Origin of the sequence: Staphylococcus sp. AtHG25 (assembly GCF_003217445.1) — a bacterium.
Taxonomy (GTDB): Bacteria; Bacillota; Bacilli; order Staphylococcales; family Staphylococcaceae; genus Staphylococcus; species Staphylococcus haemolyticus.
The window spans coordinates 15,895-33,331 of sequence record NZ_QJSN01000002.1; the positions used below are offsets into that span (position 1 = coordinate 15,895).

The window sequence follows — 17,437 nt, forward strand, 5'->3', positions numbered from 1 at the left end:
TGTATGAGATTGTATGACGCCCTTTGAATTAACACGAGCTGAGAAGGGAATGATATAACCACCCCCCTCACTTATATTTGCTACTAAAGTTCTATTTTGTAACCTATGCTCAATATGCTTGTCACAACTTTTAGACGTTCATTCAATTCTCATAACTTATCATCTACTTTTTCAATTCAAATTATAATTACTCGTTGGAATCTTGACTATTGTTTGTCTGTTGTTCTTGTTCAGAAGAGCTTGAAGTATCATTCTTATTGCTTTTTTCCTTATCCTCTGAAGAAGAACTAGCTTTATCTTTATTAGTAGAGTCATTTGATGCTGTCTCATTGTCATTTGTATTCGTCGATGTATCGTCAGGATCTTCTGGAGATAATTCAATTTCAACCTTACTATTGTCTTTTAATGTGGTTCCATTGTTAACCGATTGTTTTGTTACATAGCCACTACCTTTAGTTGTAACGTTAATGCCAGTTAATTCTTGAAAGGCAAGTACATCATCTTTTGTCCAACCTTTCATATTTGGCATTGTAATATCACCATCAGTTAACAAGAGCACCTTACTATTAGGCAATAATTTTTTATTGGCTTTAATTGATTGAGATTTGACGTTATCTCCATTACCAATAACGGTTGCTTGTAAATCTTCAGATTTCAAACTTTCTTTTGCTTTATCAGTAGATTGTCCAGTTACATTTGGTACTTTTGAATATTGTGCAGATTTAGTTTCATCTTTTTTAGAACCTACATTTAAATATTTAAGTGTATTTTCCATAATTGGTTTGAAAGCCTTACTTACACCCATTTCATAAGCTTCTTGATCATTCTTTTGAGCTAAGCTCATACCGGCATAAACAATAACTTTGGGATTTTTCTTAGGCGCATCACCAATGAAACTTACAAAGTATGGGTTTTCACCCTTAACATATCCGCCGCTCTTTTCATCCGCCACTTGGGCAGTACCTGTCTTACCTTCAATATCATAACCATCTACTCTATAATTCATCGCATGACTCTTCTTACTATTAACTACTTTATCTAATTCTGTTTCCACTTTACTAGCGGTAGAAGCAGTAATTGGTTTGCCAGCAATTTCTTTTTTGCCTTGATAGAATGTCTTTTTGGAAATTGGATTTTTAATACTATTCACAAACCATGGTTTAAGCATATTTCCTTTATTAAAGAAAGCAGATTGTGCCTGAATCATTTGTACCGGCGTAACAGTTGTAGATTGCCCGAATGCTGACGTTTTTTGTTGTAATTCATTCGACCAAGCAATATTACCTTCTGCTTCACCATCAAATAGACCACCAGTTGGTTTGCTAAAACCAAATCTTTCGTACCATGATTTCATTTTGTCAGCACCTACTAAGTCTTGTAAGTGCATCATCAGCGTATTTGAAGAATAAGTAAAGCCTAATGAAATTGGAATTTCGCCCCAACCAGTTTTATTCCAGTCGGAAATTCTAGAACCCATGATATCACGATGTCCAGACTCATATTTTTTCTTAGGATCAAACTTACCTTCCTGTATAGCTGCCGCTAAACCAAATGATTTAAAAGTAGAACCTGGTTCATACGTATTTTGATATAAATCATTCGCCCATTTTTTTCCGAAATCTTCACCTGTCTCAGGATTAAACGTAGGACGTTGACTGAATGCTAAGATTTCACCTGTTTTAGCATCCATGACAACAGCAAATAAATCTTTTGGTTGATATCTCTTAACCATATCATCCAATGCTTCCTCAACGAATATTTGAACATTTGAATCAATTGTTAAATGAACATCATCACCACGTTTAGGTGATTTTTCATTTTTAGTATTTGGAGCAATATATCCCCAAATATCTTGTATATAAGATAATGCACCTTTAGTTCCACTTAAATAATTATCAAAGATTTTTTCAACACCAAGTGCACCTTTTAATTCGCCTGTATCTGGATTTTTTTGTGCCATTCCTATTAAGTGAGACGCAAAATTACCATTTGGATAAAAGCGTTCAGTTTCTGGATATAATGTAATACCTGGTAAGTCCATTTTTTCCAGTTTCTGTTTATCTTGATAAGTTAAATTAGTTCCTTTTTGACCAAATTCCACTTGGAATGCTTTTTTCTGATTAAGTCGTTTTTCAATTTCTTCCGGTTTCATGTCTATAATTTTAGAAAGTTCTTTAGCTGTCTTCTTTTTATCCTCTACATAGCGAGGTTTATCTCCATTTTTACCTGCGCTCTTATCGACTACCGCTACAACTTTATATCTTTCGACATCTTCGGCAAGAATTTTACCGTTTCTATCATAAATCTTGCCTCGTTCAGCTTGTTCATTGTTTTGAACTAAATATTTTTCATTCGCTCGCATTACTAAATCTTGTCCATCAGAATGTCCTGTGATCATAATATATGAATATCTTAAAACCAATATAAAAAAGAGCAGTCCGAATATACCAACAAGGAGGACTGCTCCTAATTTATTTTTTCTAATTTTAATTTTTCGCTTCGCCATTTGTACGCACTACCTTTACATTGTTGTTATTTAGGCTCATACCTTGTGCTTTAGCCTTATCGTAAATGCGTTGGTAAGAAGAACTTTTTTTAATTTCAGATTGAATTGCGCTATTTTCACTTGATTGTTGTTCAATTTTGGAGTCTAAATCTGCAATCTTTCCATTCGTATCATACGCATCCATTTTTAAAGATAGCATATAAATAGCAATAACTGCAATTGCAGTAACAAGTGTTATGTATAAGTATTTCTCAAATCTTGTGAGTTGAACTACAACCTTCTTAGTAACTGTTCTTGTTTGTGGTTCCGATTGAGGTTGTTGTTTCGGTATACTATTGTGCTGGACGTCTTCATATGGTTCATATATTTCTTCTACAGCCATCGTCAATTACTCCTTATTTTAAAATTTCTGCAACACGTAATTTAGCACTGCGCGCTCTGTTATTTTCATCCAAATCTGTATCCGTTGCCGTAATTGGTTTGCGATTTACTCTCTTGAGTTTAGGTGTGTAAGCTTCAGGAATAATTGGTAACCCTCTAGGCACATCAGGACCCTTTTCATACTCTTGAAACATTTGTTTGCATAATCTGTCTTCTAAAGAATGGAAAGTGATTACTGAAATTCTGCCTCCAACTTTTACAAGCTCGATTGCCTGCTCAATTGAATCTTCGAATGCAGATAATTCGTCATTAACGGCAATACGTATAGCTTGAAATACACGCTTTGCAGGATGACCACCTTTTCTTCGAGCTTTAGCAGGAATGCCTTCTTTAATGATGTCAACTAGCTCTAATGTAGTTTCGATAGGCTGATGTTCACGTTGTGCTTCAATTCGTCTCGCTATTTGTTTAGAAAATTTCTCTTCACCATAACGATAAAAAATCTTAACAAGTGCTTCATATGGCCATTGATTGACTACTTCGTATGCGCTAAGTTGCTGCGTTTGATCCATTCTCATATCAAGTTTAGCATCATGATGATAACTAAATCCTCGCTCTGGAACATCCAACTGTGGACTAGAAACGCCTAAGTCATAATAAATTCCGTCTACCTTTTCAATGTTTAAGTTTTTTAAAATGTCAGTTAATTCTCTAAAGTTACTATGTACGAACGTGACTTTATGTAGATGATCTTTCAATACCTCTTTAGCATTATCTAATGCTGTAGTGTCTTGATCAATCGCAATTAATCTACCATCATCGTTTAATTGATTTAATAAATAGAGTGCATGACCCGCGCCACCAAGCGTACAGTCTACGTAAATACCATCTTCTTTGATGTCTAAATAATCAATTGTTTCGTTAAGCATGACGCTAATATGATGAAACACGACTTATTCCTCCATTAAAAATCAAAATCTATTAAATCTTCAGCAATATCTTCGAAACTCTCTTCAGATTCATCATAAAAATCATTCCAAGTTTCTCTATCCCAAATTTCAATTCGATTTGAAACACCTATTACTGTACATTCTTTAGTTAAACTAGCGTACTTCCTCAAATTTTGAGGAATGTTAATACGCCCTTGCTTATCCAATTCCACTTCGATGGCACCTGAGAAGAACATACGCATAAACTTACGTGCGTCTTTCTTTGTCATAGGTAAGGTTTTCATTTTTTCTTCTATTTGTTGCCACTCTTCAAGTGTGTAACCGAACAAACATTTATCAAGGCCTCGCGTGATAATAAAACGTTCGTTTAAGTCATATCTAAACTTAGATGGAATTATCATACGTCCTTTAGCATCAAGTTGATGTTCGTATTCTCCCATGAACATTATTATCACCTCACCTTATTTATAATTTACCACATATCCCCACTATCCTCCACTAATTCTGTAAAATATCTTAAAATTCTTTTTTTATACAAAAAAACCTATTTTATCATTTCGATAAAATAGGTCTAAAGCTTGATTTATTAAGGTTTAATGATGATTTGATCAAATGTGTATTCAAGTGGTGGGAAAGTGGAGGGACTAAACACATCAATCCCAAAATCATTCATAATTTGTAGTGGATTCCAGATTCTTTCTTGTAATCCGTGGTGAGGATGTAATGATAAATCTAATTCTCTAAATTGTCTCATACTAATATCATTCTCACGTTCAATATTTAACAAATAGCGTTTCAGTAAATAATCAAATTGTTTATTATGAATTTCTTCATTTTTATTTACTAAATTGAAATTATCTTGATTTTCCTTAACTTCATTTAATAATTGTTGATACACATTTTCATGTTTTGCTTTCAATTCTTCTACTTGTTGTATAAACGTATCGGAAGCTTTTTCACGTACAAATTCATTTTTGTCATCATCGATACCATCTTGAATAACTTTTTCAGCATTAAGGCTGTATTGTTTAAGTAGTTTTTGTGTTCTTTCCATCATATATGTCATCTTCATACGTGGAAGAACTATTGGCATTTCTACATTAAGTAATTTGAATACATTATTTAGTTCTGCCCAATATTTAATTTCACTTGGACCACCTATGAATGCTACTGTATTAAATAGCCATTCTTCCATAACTGGTCTCGTAACGACGTTGTTTGAGAAACGCTCCGGCTCTGTCTCTATTAATTCAATTAATTCCTCTTCAGAGTAGGTAATATCAGATTTACTTAATTTAAAATGATTATCTTCTTTTGATATTAATTGACGCATACCATCCTCATGAAGGAACAAATGTACATTAGTATCTGTCTGTATCATTTGTGTTAATCCCGATGCAATGGTTTGCTCTTGTGTTTGTCTGAATACTTGATTAATTTTAGAATGATTATTTACTATTTCTTTGAGTAATGGCTTTTCAAGTTGTCTAAGCTTATCGTTCTGTGCATCGATGAGTAGCACACCGTGTTCTTTAAAGACCGTATGCAATAAAGCCTTAAATATATCAGTCCAAGTATCAAACTCATTAATAATATCCACGCATAATCTATATAAAGGTTTAGAATGTTTAGTTTCTTTTAATTCTTCGAAGAAAAGATTTAATGCATTAAGCATAGCTTCCTTATCAGGAGTATATCTTGAAATATTTGTTTCTGGAGGCGTCATTGTATGGTACTTCACTTTCTTTAATTGCGCCTCTTTCACATTATAAACATACGTATGATTCACTTCATCAAAATCATGATCCTCCCCAGCAATCCAAAACACAGGAACAACCGTTTCACCGTATTCTTTAGTTAGTTGACTACTTAACGTTACTATCGAAAGAATTTTATGGAAAGTGTATAAAGGTCCCCCAAACAATCCTGATTGTTGACCTCCAATAACTACTTTAGCTCCTTGTTCAAGCGCCTCAATATGCTCTAGCTGAGAAGTAGTTAATTTCAAATCCGCCATATAGTCTTTAATGATTTGTGCTAATTGTTTTTCTCTACCATTATTAGCACGTTTCATTCTAGTCGTGAAACTAACTGTCTCAACTGGGTTATATTGATAAAATTCTAATAAACTTTTATCACTTTCTTTTAATTTTGAAATAAATGAATCTTTTTCTTTAAAATGAGTTACTCGACAGTCCATATCTATACTCCTTCAACATAACTATTACTCATATAGTATAAAGATTATAGCATTATATGACAATTTAACGGCTTAAAAATTTATAATTTTTGAAGTGAAATTTACCCTTTCGTCCTGAAAATACAATTGAATGAAATTTACATATTATTTAAGTTATAATATAACAAAAGAAATAAGGGGGATAACGCAAATGAGTGAAGTAAAACATCTTGAAATTAATTATAAAACAGACGAATTGTTTGAGGCTTTTAGAGAATTCGGTAACAAAGATTTATACATGGTTGAAGAACTACAAGGCCAAATGATCGATGCCAGTTCTGAATCACCATTCTATGGCATCTTTCACGGTGAAAACCTTGTTGCCCGAATGGCTTTACTAAAAAAGGGTGACGTTGAGGAAATTTACTTTCCAGAATTCGATGATTATTTACTACTTTGGAAATTAGAAGTTTTAGATAACTATAAAAATAAAGGTTACGGTCAGTCACTCATTGATTATGCAAAATCTTATCATATGCCTATCAAAGCCATTGCACGTCAAAATTCTAAAGATTTTTTAATGAATCAAGATTTTGAGGATGTACACGCTAAAAATCCTGAAGGTCATGATGTACTCGTATGGTCTCCTAAATAATTAATTAGAATATGGAAAAGCTATGGAGTGATAAAAGTTCAATCAGAACCTTTACCACTCCAACTTTTTTGCATAAAATGTTTTTACTCATTTTCAATTAAATCAACTAATTCACTCAATGATTTAATTTCATAATCTGGATTTATATCAGAATTATTCTTTTTATTTCTTACATTAAACCAGCATGTAGCTATTCCCGCATTTTTTCCACCTAATACATCTGAAGTTAATGAATCACCAACAATAATGGTAGATTTTCGTTTGTCCTCACCAATTTTTTCAAACACATAATCAAAAAACTCAATCATTGGCTTTTGATAACCCGTTTCCTCTGATATAAATACACCATCAAATGTGTCTTTAAATTGTAATTGTGCGATACGTCTTTTTTGAGTATCTGTAACACCATTAGTAACAATATAAAGCTCATTGTTTTGAGCTAATCGATCTATCGTTTCTAGAGTGGAATCAAAATGCTTAATGGGTGCTTTAGCTAATTCATCCCTAAAAGTAACATCTGCTTGTTTACCATCCACTTCAATACCATAATGATTAAAATATTCAATGAATCTGTTTGAAAGAACTTCTTCTTTAGTTAGTTTATTCTTTTGAAAAGCCTCCCAATGTGCCTGATTAATTTGTTTAAAAAATTGAAAGTCTTCTGCTGTTGGGTAATGATGATAATGTTTGGCCATATTGTGAAAAGCTTTATCTTCAGCATCATAAAAATCAACTAATGTATCATCGAAGTCTAATAATATTGTATTATATTTCATATTTTCATCCTTAACGTTTATTTTCTAAAATCTATTTTAACAGAAATATATTTATAAATTAAAAAAGACCAGAGCGCTTGCCCTGGTCCATGATAATTAAAATTTCAAATTAGAAGCCGAAAATTTTACCTAAAACACTGATTCCGTTTTCTACGATACCTACGATGCTTGTACCCATTTTACCCCAGTCTTTATCTTGTCCTGCTTGTACTGCTGTTGCAATTGCTTCTGCTAATTTTTGCATATTTATCTCTCCATTTCTCTATAATTTTTTAGGATTTAAACTAAGTTTTAAAATAAACGTTAAATTAGAAACCAAAGATTTTACTTAATTCAGTTACACCGTTTGAAACGATATCTAAGATACTTGTACCTAATTTAGTCCAGTCTTGGTTTTGACCTGCTTCAATTGCACTTTTTACTGCGTTTGCGATTTTTTCCATGATTACTATCTCCTTTAAAATGTTTATTTATATTTTCAATAAATGTTATATGTGGAAACTTAGAATCCGAATAATTTACCTAAAATGCCAACACCATTTTCTACGATACCTACAATGCTTGTACCTAATTTAGCCCAATCTTGGTTTTGGCCTGCTTGAACTGCATCTGAAATTGCTTGTACTAATTTTGACATTTAAATCGCTCCATTTCTTTTTATTTAAAGTATTTAAATCTTAATGTATAAAATTCAATAGATACATTAAGCTATTTCTTAAAACCAAAAACGATTAATTGGTAAGTTTTTGTTTACCTATCGTTTTGTTACTTATACTATATAGTGATTTATGCTATTTGCGTTCTATCTTTCTTAACTTATAAATTAGACATCAAAACTGTAGACCTTTGATTATATAAAACACACTTAGGCATTCAAATATGTTGTGCAAAATCTGACAATTCTGCAAACGTTTACAAGACCTTTACATTAGCTTTATATTTCTTTAAAATTCATCTTGTTTTATAAACGCTTTAACCTACTAAGAGACCATTGCAAGTCAAGGATTCTAATTACAACCATTTATCTAAACAGACAAGTGAATATACTCTAGTCCTTTTCAACTATTTAATTAATCGTAATGTTAGTCATTGTAACTTTATTAATTTCTGTATTTCACTATTTATCATGATACTTTTATTTTGTAATTGGATTGAGTATATGAATAATAGATGAGAATAATTTCAACACTTAGGATCTATTTATTACTTTATTCATTCATAGATGTTTATAGTTTGTTCATAGTTGCTTATAATGCTTCCTATTGGTTCTATACATTTGATTACTTCTGCGTCCATATGGCTTGAAGATATTAATTCAATTGCTCGACTTTATGTCTTATTGCACTTGCACATAGTCGATATGAGTTACAAATACACATAATTAGTGAAAAATATAAACTTTTTTTATATTAAAGCTATTGCTAAATAATGTTTCTTTAGCTATAATTATTCTTGTGTTAAAAATTCATGTCCTGGTAGCTCAGCTGGATAGAGCAATGGCCTTCTAAGCCATCGGTCGGGGGTTCGAATCCCTCCCAGGACGTCATTAACTAAAAATTACATATATTTTTATGTTGAGAACGCTGTTATGACGGCGTTCTTTTTATTTTGTCTTGTAACTAAGCTAAACTGCATCAAAAATAGAAAAACCCGCCATGTTATGACGAGTTTCTAAGAAAATATTATTATGTTGTTAGTTTAAAAATTTTGACACATATTTGACACGTGATCAATAACTTTTTTACCTAAAAAATTTAGATTTTAATTGTAAGTATTAAATTAATTATTGAAATGACCAAAGTGACTATTGCAAAATAAAACGTTAAAGACGTTAGTTTTTCACTTCACAATTTAAAAACTCCATTCAATATTAATATTCTATTAACCAATATTATATGTATTGGCATAAAAACTTAGGAGTTAATTAAATGCTTAAGTGTCTATATATCAAACTTCAAATTCAATCGTTTCTATAATATGATTATCTCGATTTCTATAGTTTAGAATAGCACTACCATTCATTTCATCAATAATGAGTTCGGCAAACGTTTCTTCAATACTACTGCGAGATTGTGATATACTGCCTGGATTTATGACATGTACACCATCTAAATGCTCATATTTTGCAACATGAGTATGACCATAAAATGCAAATTGACTTCCCTGAGATTTAGCTTTTTGTGCTAAATGCATACGAGTTTGATTTACCGAATACAAATGTCCATGAGTATATAAAGCCTTTATACCTTTAATTTCCACTTCTTCTTCATTAGGAAATTCAGGATAAAAGTCACAATTTCCTTTTACTCTTCTATATAGGCTTAGTTCAGTATCATTATATTCAAATTCTGAATCCCCTAAATGTAATAAAACATCAGCATCCTTATGCGCTTCATATAAGTAATATAAAATACCAGATTCTGTATGATTGTCACTGACGATAAGCCACTTTGTCATTACTTTTCACTCTCCAAATAAGCATTCAATTTTTTAATTGCATTACCTCTATGACTGATTTCACTCTTTTCTGTTGCTGTAAGTTGAGCCATAGTTTTACCTTTTTCAGGCACATAGAAAATAGGATCATAACCAAAACCATGCTCGCCCTGTCTTTCAGTAGTAATCACTCCAGAAACAGTACCTTTGAAAGTTTGAGTAGTTTCATTAGGTGCACTCATACTAATGATGCAAACAAATTGTGCATCTCGATTTTCGATACTATCTAAATTATTTAATAATTTATCAATATTAGCATCATCACTCTTATCTGATCCTGCATATCTAGCTGAATAAACGCCAGGTTCGCCATTTAGAGCAAATACCTCTAATCCACTATCATCTGCTATCACACGTTTATTCAATACTTTTGCAGCTTCTTCAGACTTTAATCGTGCATTCTCTTCAAAAGTTGTTCCCGTTTCCTCTACATCAAAGTCTTTTATTAGTTCTGATATACCTATCACATTGTCATTGGGAAAAATTGATTTAAAATCATTAATTTTACCTTTATTATTTGTAGCAATTACGATGTCTGCCATTCATATTCCTCCTTGATTATTCATCTACACTGATGCGTTCAACTTCAACATCTAATTTTAACCATTGTAGAATGATATTTTTAATATGTACTGTATCTCCGGTAGCAAAGAATCTATGCTCTGGATGTTGTGTATAGCTCGCATGTTCATTACTAAAAGTTAATAAAGCACTAACTTCACGTGCTGTTTCTAATCCAGAGGAAATAACTTTTTTCTCTCCTCCAAAATAATCATTTATAGGCTTATATAACAATGGATAGTGTGTGCATCCTAAAATTATCGTATCTGCATCAGTATTTCTCCACTGCTTTAACGTTTGATGAATGACAATACTTGTAATTGTAGGGTCATCGTAGCGCATTTGTTCAACTAGTGGAACAAACCCAGGGCAAGCTACACCATAAACATGAACGTTTGGGTTAATGCGCTTAATATGATGTCTATACGCCTCAGATTTAATTGTTCCTTCAGTCCCTAAAATTAAAACATTTTGATTTTTAGTAGTCATAATGGCTGTTCTTGACCCTGGTTCAATAACTCCAATAACTGGAATAGGCAGCAATTGTTGCAAATGTTCTAATGCTACAGCGGTAGCTGTATTACAAGCTATTACAAGCATTTTAATATCAAATTGCATTAATTTATTAGCAAGTTGAGTAGTAAATTGTTTAACTTCATCACCAGGCCTTGGACCATAAGGACATCTTGCAATATCCCCTAGATAGTAAATTGTTTCGTTGGGTAATTGACGCATGATTTCTTTAGCAACTGTCAAACCACCAACACCTGAATCTATAACACCAATTGGTTTGTTCATCTTCATTCATCCTTATAACACATAATACATTTATTTTATCATATACATGCTAAGAGTTTGACTAATCCGATTAAGCATTCATATACATACCTTAAAAAGTTTTATATAGAAAAAAGTAGTTAATCAATTCAATTAAGAATCATTAACTACTTTTCAAATTATAATTAAATGTATATATTAATCTACTTTGTGGTCTGAACCGAAGAATGATTTAAACATATGGAATGTTGTTTCTCTGTTCATAGCTGCGATAGAAGTTGTCAAAGGAATACCTTTCGGACAAGCATTTACACAGTTTTGAGAATTACCACATTCTTGCAAACCGCCAGCACTCATTAAAGCGTCTAATCGTTCGTCTTTAGTCATTGCACCAGTTGGATGTAAGTCGAATAAACGAACTTGAGAAATTGCCTGAGCACCAACGAATTTATTATTTTGCGTAACATTAGGACAAACTTCTAAACAAACACCACACGTCATACATTTAGATAACTCATAAGCTGTTTGACGTTTTTTCTCAGGCATACGTGGTCCTGGTCCTAAATCATACGTACCATCAATAGGAATCCAAGCTTTCATACGTTTCAAGTTATCAAACATTCTAGTACGATCCACTTGTAAGTCACGAATAACAGGGAAAGTACTCATTGGTTCAAGACGTATAGGTTGTTCTAATTGATCAACAATTGCTGAGCATGATTGTCTAGCACGTCCATTGATGACCATTGAACAAGCACCACAAACTTCTTCTAAACAGTTCATATCCCATGTAACAGGTGTTGTTTTTTCACCTTTATTATTTACTGGATTACGTCTGATTTCCATTAAACATGCGATTACGTTCATATTTTCTTTATAAGGAATTTCAAACGTTTCTTCATACGGTTTAGAATCTTGATTATCTTGTCGTTTGATAATCAACTTGATTGATTTTTGTTTTGATTCTTTTTGCTCTTTTTCATTTGTATTATTATCGTTTTGGCGAAGTTCTTCGGGAGTGTCTTTCACTGATTGATTGTCAGCCATTATTTTTTACCTCCTTTAGACTTACTTGTATAGTCACGTTTACGTGGTGGAATTAAACTTACATCAACTGGTTCATAAGTGAATTTAGGCGCTTCTTCTCTACCTTGATATTCAGCTAATGTTGTTTTTAACCATTCATCATCATTACGGTCAGGGAATTCTGGTTTGTAATGTGCGCCACGAGATTCGTTACGATTGTAAGCCCCAATTGTAATTACACGTGCTAAAACTAACATGTTCCACAATTGACGAGTGAAGAATACAGCTTGGTTACTCCAAGTTTGTGTATCTTCCATATCAATATTTTCATAACGTTTCATTAATTCGACGATTTTTTTATCTGTTTCTAATAATTTATCGTTTTCACGAACAACTGTTACGTTCGCTGTCATAATTTCACCAAGTTCACGGTGAAGTTTATATGCATTTTCAGTTCCACGCATATTTAATAATTTATCAAAGCGTTCTTGCTCTTCATCGACACGTTTTTGATAAATGCTGTCATCTAATTCAGTATATGTTGTTTCTACATTCTCAACATATTTTATTGCATTAGGACCAGCTACAGTACCACCGTAGATTGCAGATAATAATGAGTTGGCACCTAAGCGGTTACCACCATGTTGAGAGAAATCACATTCCCCAGCAGCAAATAATCCTTTAATATTAGTCATTTGATCATAGTCTACGTATAAGCCACCCATTGAATAGTGAACGGCCGGGAAAATTTTCATTGGAACTTTACGTGGGTCATCTCCCGTAAATTTCTCATAAATTTCAATAATACCACCAAGTTTAACATCTAATTCATGTGGATCTTTATGAGATAAATCAAGGTAAACCATGTTTTCCCCGTTTATACCTAATTTCTGATTGATACAAACATCAAAGATTTCACGCGTTGCAATATCACGAGGTACTAAGTTACCATAATCAGGATATTTCTCTTCTAAGAAGTACCAAGGTTTACCGTCTTTGTATGTCCAAATACGACCACCTTCACCACGTGCTGATTCACTCATTAGGCGTAATTTGTCATCACCAGGAATAGCTGTTGGGTGAATTTGAATAAATTCACCATTTGCATATTTAGCACCTTGTTGGTATGCAATTGATGCCGCTGAACCTGTATTAATCATTGAGTTTGTTGTTTTACCGAAGATGATACCAGGTCCACCAGTTGCCATAATAACGGCATCTGAACCAAATGATTTAATTTCAGAAGTTGTCATATTTTGAGCTACGATGCCTCTAGCAGCATTGTCATCATCTTTGACAATTCCTAGGAATTCCCAACCTTCATACTTAGTTACTAATCCATCTACTTCAAATGAACGTACTTGTTCATCAAGCGCGTACAATAATTGTTGACCAGTAGTTGCACCTGCAAAAGCAGTTCTGTGATAAAGCGTACCACCGAAACGTCTAAAGTCTAATAGCCCTTCTTTTGTTCTACTAAACATAACGCCCATACGGTCCAATAAATGAATGATTGATGGAGCAGCTTCAGCCATAGCTTTAACAGGTGGTTGGTTTGCTAAGAAGTCCCCACCATAAACTGTATCATCAAAGTGAATCCAAGGAGAATCCCCTTCACCTTTGGTATTTACCGCACCATTAATACCACCTTGGGCACAAACAGAGTGCGAACGTTTAACAGGTACAATTGAGAATAAATCTACATGCGCACCTTGTTCTGCAGCTTTAATTGTTGACATCAGACCGGCAAGTCCTCCACCGACAACAATAATTTTTTTCTCTGCCATAGAAAAGTCACTCCCCTAAAATATATCGATATCTTAACGTAATTGCATAAGCTCATTTGATAAGTATTTGATATAAATACTTATCTAAAATTCAACGTATTATATATGATTACAAATTGTGTTTTATACAAATGCGAAAATTGCAGATACTCCAATGTATCCTAAAACTAAGAATACGATTAAAGAAATCCAAGTGAATACACGTTGTGATTGTTTAGATTGTAAGAATCCCCATGTTACAAAGAATGACCATAAACCATTTGAGAAATGGAAAATAACACATAATACACAAACGATATATACGATAACCCAAATTGGATTTTCAAGTGTTTTGTGCATCAATTCAAAATCAACTGCTTTACCAAAGAAGTATTTTTGAATTGTAGTTTGCCATAAATGCATGAAGATAAATACGAATGTCACAATACCTGAAAATCTTTGTAATGCAAACATCCAGTTTCTAAATAAAGAATAATGACCGATATTTTCTTTAGCTGTAAATGCAATGTGAATACCATACAAACCGTGATATAAAATTGGAATATAAATTAATAAAAATTCAACTGCTAATAAAAATGGAATTGATTCCATAAAGCCAGCCGCCTTATTAAAAGCCTCTGCCCCTTGTGTTGCTTGATGGTTCACAATTAAATGAACAACTAAAAATGCGCCAATTGGAATAATACCTAGTAACGAGTGAACACGTCTAAGGTAGAATTCATTTTTAGACTTTGCCAAAAGGAGTCCCCCCTGTAAAACTATTGATTTAAATAGTTTATTTATAAGAAAGTCTTTTCAATCAAGAAACATCATAATGATTTACTATTTTATTTAGTACTTGTCCATTGTTAAATTATTGTGACAATAATCAATAAATATCGGTTCTATTAAGAACTATGTAAACAAGTAGGACTTAAAAAAGTAAATAAATCATATTTGTTTTAATGAGGAATGCTAGTATTACATTAATCATTAATAAAAACACTTTAATGATAATGTTTCTCAATTAGAAAACGCTTCCATACTTTCTTAAAAAAATAAACTTTTTGTTAACTGTATTGTAACATTTTTTATATGTTTTTGGGCTATGAGAATAATTCTCATAGCCCTTTTTTTAATTAATCATTTGATAATGCTTGCTTCAAGTTTAGTGCAACCTTTTCAGGAAGTCCCGCTTTCTTCAAATCCGCTACACTCGCTTCCTTCATTTTCTTAATTGATCCAAATGTTCTTAACAAACTTGTCTTGCGTTTACTTCCAATTCCATCAACAGTGTCCAATACTGATTGTAATCCTGTTTTTTGACGTGTTTGACGATGGAATGTAATTGCGAAACGGTGTACTTCATCTTGAATTCGATGTAATAAATAGAATGCTTGACTATTCTTCTTCAATGGTACAACTTCTGCATTTGTTCCATAAAGTAACTCTGACGTTTGGTGTTTATCATTTTTTCTTAATCCAGCGACCGGAATATCCAGTCCTAGTTCATTCTCTAGAACATCTAATACACCTGACATATGTCCTTTCCCACCATCAACTATAATCAAATCAGGTAACGGTAATCCTTCATTTAGAACACGTGTGTATCTACGACGAACAACTTCTCTCATTGATTTGTAGTCATCAGGTCCATCAACTGTTTTAATTTTATATTTTCTATAACCTTTTTTATCTGCTTTTCCATCAACAAAGGTTACCATAGCAGACACAGGGTCTACACCTTGTATGTTTGAGTTATCAAATGCTTCAATACGAATAGGTGTTTGTATACCCATTCGTTCACCGAGCTCCTCTATTGCCTTTATTGTACGTGATTCATCTCTAGCAATTAGCTCGAATTTATTTTCAAGAGCGACTTCAGCATTATGGTTTGCTAAATCTACCATTTCTTTTTTTGCGCCACGAGCTGGCTGTACAATTTTAGTATCTACTACAGATTGAATCATATCTTTATCTAAATTTTTAGGAACATGTACTTCTTTAGGTAATATATGCTGATTTAAACTATAGAATTGACCTATAAATGTATAAAATTCTTCTTCTTCAGATTGCTGTTGTAAAGGAATCATTGTAGCATCTCTTTGTATCAAATTACCTTGACGAATAAAGAAGACTTGAATGCACATCCATCCTTTAGAAACACTATAACCAAACACATCTCGAATCGTATTATCAGATGACATAATTTTTTGTTTTTTAGTTAAATTATGAATATGTTGTATTAAATCACGATATTCTTTTGCACGTTCAAAATCTAATTTTTCACTAGCATCCATCATACGATCTTCTAAATTTTTAAGTATAGTTTTATCTTCACCATTTAAAAAATCACTTATTTCACGAGTCATTTGTGCATAAACTTGTTGATCAACATCATATACACATGGTCCCATACATTGTCCAATGTGATAATAAAGACATAATTTATCAGGCATTTTATCACATTTTCTAAAAGGATAAATACGGTCTAATAACTTTTTTGTCTCTTGAGCTGAATAAGCATTAGGGTATGGTCCAAAATATTTTCCAGTACCTTTTTTAACTGTACGCGTAACAATTAACTTTGGATGCTTTTCTTTAGTAATTTTTATAAATGGATAACTTTTATCATCTTTTAATAGAATATTGTAGCGAGGCTGATATTGTTTAATTAAATTTAATTCTAAAAGCAAGGATTCAGTTTCACTTGAAGTTACTATAAATTCAAAATTTCGAATTTCTCCTACCAACCGAGTAGTTTTTGCATCATGTGCACCTGTGAAGTATGAACGTAATCTATTTCTTAAGCGCTTGGCTTTGCCGACATAAATCACTAGATCATTACGATCTTTCATTAAGTAACAACCCGGTTCAAATGGAACTACACTTAATTTATTTTTAATTTTCTCTTTGTAGTCTGACAACATTTATCCTCCTTCCCATAAAATTAACTACACATAAAAAAGACGGAGCTATTACATTCTATGTAATGCCCCAGTCTCATATACGTTCAAATTATTCTTAAAGATGTTTATCTAATACTTCAGCTAAGTTTTCTTTAGGTTGGAAACCTACTACTTTATCAACTGGTTCACCGTCTTTAAATACGATTAAAGTTGGGATACTCATTACTTCAAATTTAGCTGCTGTTGATGGATTTTCATCAACATCTAATTTTAAAATATCAGCTTTTCCATCATAATCTCCAGCTAATTCTTCTAAAACTGGTGCGATCATTTTACAAGGTCCACACCAAGTTGCCCAGAAATCAACTAATTTAACGCCTGATTGAATATTTTCATCAAAGTTTGAATCCGTTACTTTTACGATTGCCATAAATGCCAATCCTCCTTAAATTTTG

At 32.5% G+C, this 17,437-nt stretch carries 18 protein-coding genes and 1 tRNA gene; 2 read left to right on the forward strand and 17 right to left on the reverse strand.

Annotated features, from left to right (window positions below; all coding sequences use genetic code 11):
- Window positions 1-187: 187 nt before the first annotated feature.
- The 5 genes from BDW31_RS01650 to bshC all read right to left on the reverse strand — a co-directional run bounded on the left by BDW31_RS01650 (window position 188) and on the right by bshC (window position 6,037).
- Window positions 188-2,506, reverse strand: a complete 2,319-nt coding sequence (locus BDW31_RS01650; RefSeq protein WP_110709009.1) for a penicillin-binding protein — start codon at window positions 2,504-2,506, stop codon at window positions 188-190.
- Complete coding sequence (ftsL, locus tag BDW31_RS01655; RefSeq protein ID WP_037552382.1) at window positions 2,487-2,888, reverse strand: cell division protein FtsL; 402 nt, start codon at window positions 2,886-2,888, stop codon at window positions 2,487-2,489. Before ftsL ends, BDW31_RS01650 begins: the two co-directional genes overlap by 20 nt.
- A gap of 13 nt (window positions 2,889-2,901) precedes the next feature.
- A complete protein-coding gene (rsmH, locus tag BDW31_RS01660) occupies window positions 2,902-3,837 on the reverse strand; it encodes a 16S rRNA (cytosine(1402)-N(4))-methyltransferase RsmH (RefSeq protein WP_053024654.1) in 936 nt (311 codons plus the stop codon).
- A gap of 14 nt (window positions 3,838-3,851) precedes the next feature.
- The gene (gene mraZ / locus BDW31_RS01665; protein WP_011276022.1) at window positions 3,852-4,283 is read right to left on the reverse strand and encodes a division/cell wall cluster transcriptional repressor MraZ; all 432 of its coding nucleotides are present in this window, start codon (window positions 4,281-4,283) and stop codon (window positions 3,852-3,854) included.
- A 140-nt stretch (window positions 4,284-4,423) separates the two neighbouring features.
- On the reverse strand, window positions 4,424-6,037 hold the full coding sequence (bshC, locus tag BDW31_RS01670; protein WP_053024653.1) for a bacillithiol biosynthesis cysteine-adding enzyme BshC: 1,614 nt from the start codon (window positions 6,035-6,037) through the stop codon (window positions 4,424-4,426).
- A gap of 190 nt (window positions 6,038-6,227) precedes the next feature.
- Here bshC and BDW31_RS01675 point away from each other — a divergent pair, with 190 nt between their 5' ends.
- Window positions 6,228-6,671 carry an N-acetyltransferase gene (locus tag BDW31_RS01675; protein ID WP_037552384.1) on the forward strand — a complete coding sequence of 148 codons (444 nt, stop codon included), beginning with the start codon at window positions 6,228-6,230 and terminating at the stop codon, window positions 6,669-6,671.
- Between the two features lie 83 nt (window positions 6,672-6,754).
- Here BDW31_RS01675 and BDW31_RS01680 read toward each other — a convergent pair whose 3' ends face one another.
- The 4 genes from BDW31_RS01680 to BDW31_RS01695 form a co-directional block, all read right to left on the reverse strand.
- Entirely contained in the window at window positions 6,755-7,447 is a 693-nt protein-coding gene (locus BDW31_RS01680; protein WP_037552385.1) for a YjjG family noncanonical pyrimidine nucleotidase, read from the reverse strand.
- Between the two features lie 109 nt (window positions 7,448-7,556).
- Window positions 7,557-7,691: a phenol-soluble modulin PSM-beta-1 gene (locus BDW31_RS01685; protein ID WP_037552386.1), complete on the reverse strand. Its 135-nt coding sequence runs from the start codon at window positions 7,689-7,691 to the stop codon at window positions 7,557-7,559.
- A 64-nt stretch (window positions 7,692-7,755) separates the two neighbouring features.
- Window positions 7,756-7,890, reverse strand: coding sequence for a phenol-soluble modulin PSM-beta-2 (locus tag BDW31_RS01690; protein ID WP_011276027.1), 135 nt, complete (start codon window positions 7,888-7,890; stop codon window positions 7,756-7,758).
- A gap of 59 nt (window positions 7,891-7,949) precedes the next feature.
- The gene (locus tag BDW31_RS01695) at window positions 7,950-8,084 is read right to left on the reverse strand and encodes a phenol-soluble modulin PSM-beta-3 (protein ID WP_011276028.1); all 135 of its coding nucleotides are present in this window, start codon (window positions 8,082-8,084) and stop codon (window positions 7,950-7,952) included.
- Window positions 8,085-8,916: 832 nt separating this feature from the next.
- Between BDW31_RS01695 and BDW31_RS01700 the strand changes: the two genes are divergently transcribed.
- Window positions 8,917-8,990 (forward strand) — tRNA-Arg (locus BDW31_RS01700).
- A 404-nt stretch (window positions 8,991-9,394) separates the two neighbouring features.
- On the opposite strand, the gene BDW31_RS01705 is transcribed toward BDW31_RS01700, so the two are convergent.
- The 8 genes from BDW31_RS01705 to trxA all read right to left on the reverse strand — a co-directional run bounded on the left by BDW31_RS01705 (window position 9,395) and on the right by trxA (window position 17,412).
- Entirely contained in the window at window positions 9,395-9,904 is a 510-nt protein-coding gene (locus BDW31_RS01705) for a YfcE family phosphodiesterase (protein ID WP_053024652.1), read from the reverse strand.
- Window positions 9,904-10,485, reverse strand: coding sequence for an XTP/dITP diphosphatase (locus BDW31_RS01710; protein ID WP_037549451.1), 582 nt, complete (start codon window positions 10,483-10,485; stop codon window positions 9,904-9,906). The genes BDW31_RS01705 and BDW31_RS01710 overlap by 1 nt, the downstream gene beginning before the upstream one ends.
- Window positions 10,486-10,501: 16 nt before the next feature.
- Window positions 10,502-11,302 carry a glutamate racemase gene (racE, locus tag BDW31_RS01715; protein ID WP_037549449.1) on the reverse strand — a complete coding sequence of 267 codons (801 nt, stop codon included), beginning with the start codon at window positions 11,300-11,302 and terminating at the stop codon, window positions 10,502-10,504.
- Window positions 11,303-11,479: 177 nt separating this feature from the next.
- Window positions 11,480-12,328 (reverse strand): succinate dehydrogenase iron-sulfur subunit, encoded by an 849-nt coding sequence (gene sdhB, locus BDW31_RS01720; protein WP_037549447.1) that lies wholly within the window; start codon window positions 12,326-12,328, stop codon window positions 11,480-11,482.
- Entirely contained in the window at window positions 12,328-14,094 is a 1,767-nt protein-coding gene (gene sdhA, locus BDW31_RS01725) for a succinate dehydrogenase flavoprotein subunit (protein WP_037549444.1), read from the reverse strand. Before sdhA ends, sdhB begins: the two co-directional genes overlap by 1 nt.
- 123 nt (window positions 14,095-14,217) lie before the next feature.
- Entirely contained in the window at window positions 14,218-14,832 is a 615-nt protein-coding gene (locus tag BDW31_RS01730) for a succinate dehydrogenase cytochrome b558 subunit (RefSeq protein WP_011276091.1), read from the reverse strand.
- 380 nt (window positions 14,833-15,212) lie between these two features.
- The gene (gene uvrC / locus BDW31_RS01735; protein WP_053024650.1) at window positions 15,213-17,000 is read right to left on the reverse strand and encodes an excinuclease ABC subunit UvrC; all 1,788 of its coding nucleotides are present in this window, start codon (window positions 16,998-17,000) and stop codon (window positions 15,213-15,215) included.
- Window positions 17,001-17,097: 97 nt separating this feature from the next.
- On the reverse strand, window positions 17,098-17,412 hold the full coding sequence (gene trxA / locus BDW31_RS01740) for a thioredoxin (RefSeq protein ID WP_011276093.1): 315 nt from the start codon (window positions 17,410-17,412) through the stop codon (window positions 17,098-17,100).
- Between the last annotated feature and the right edge of the window lie 25 nt (window positions 17,413-17,437).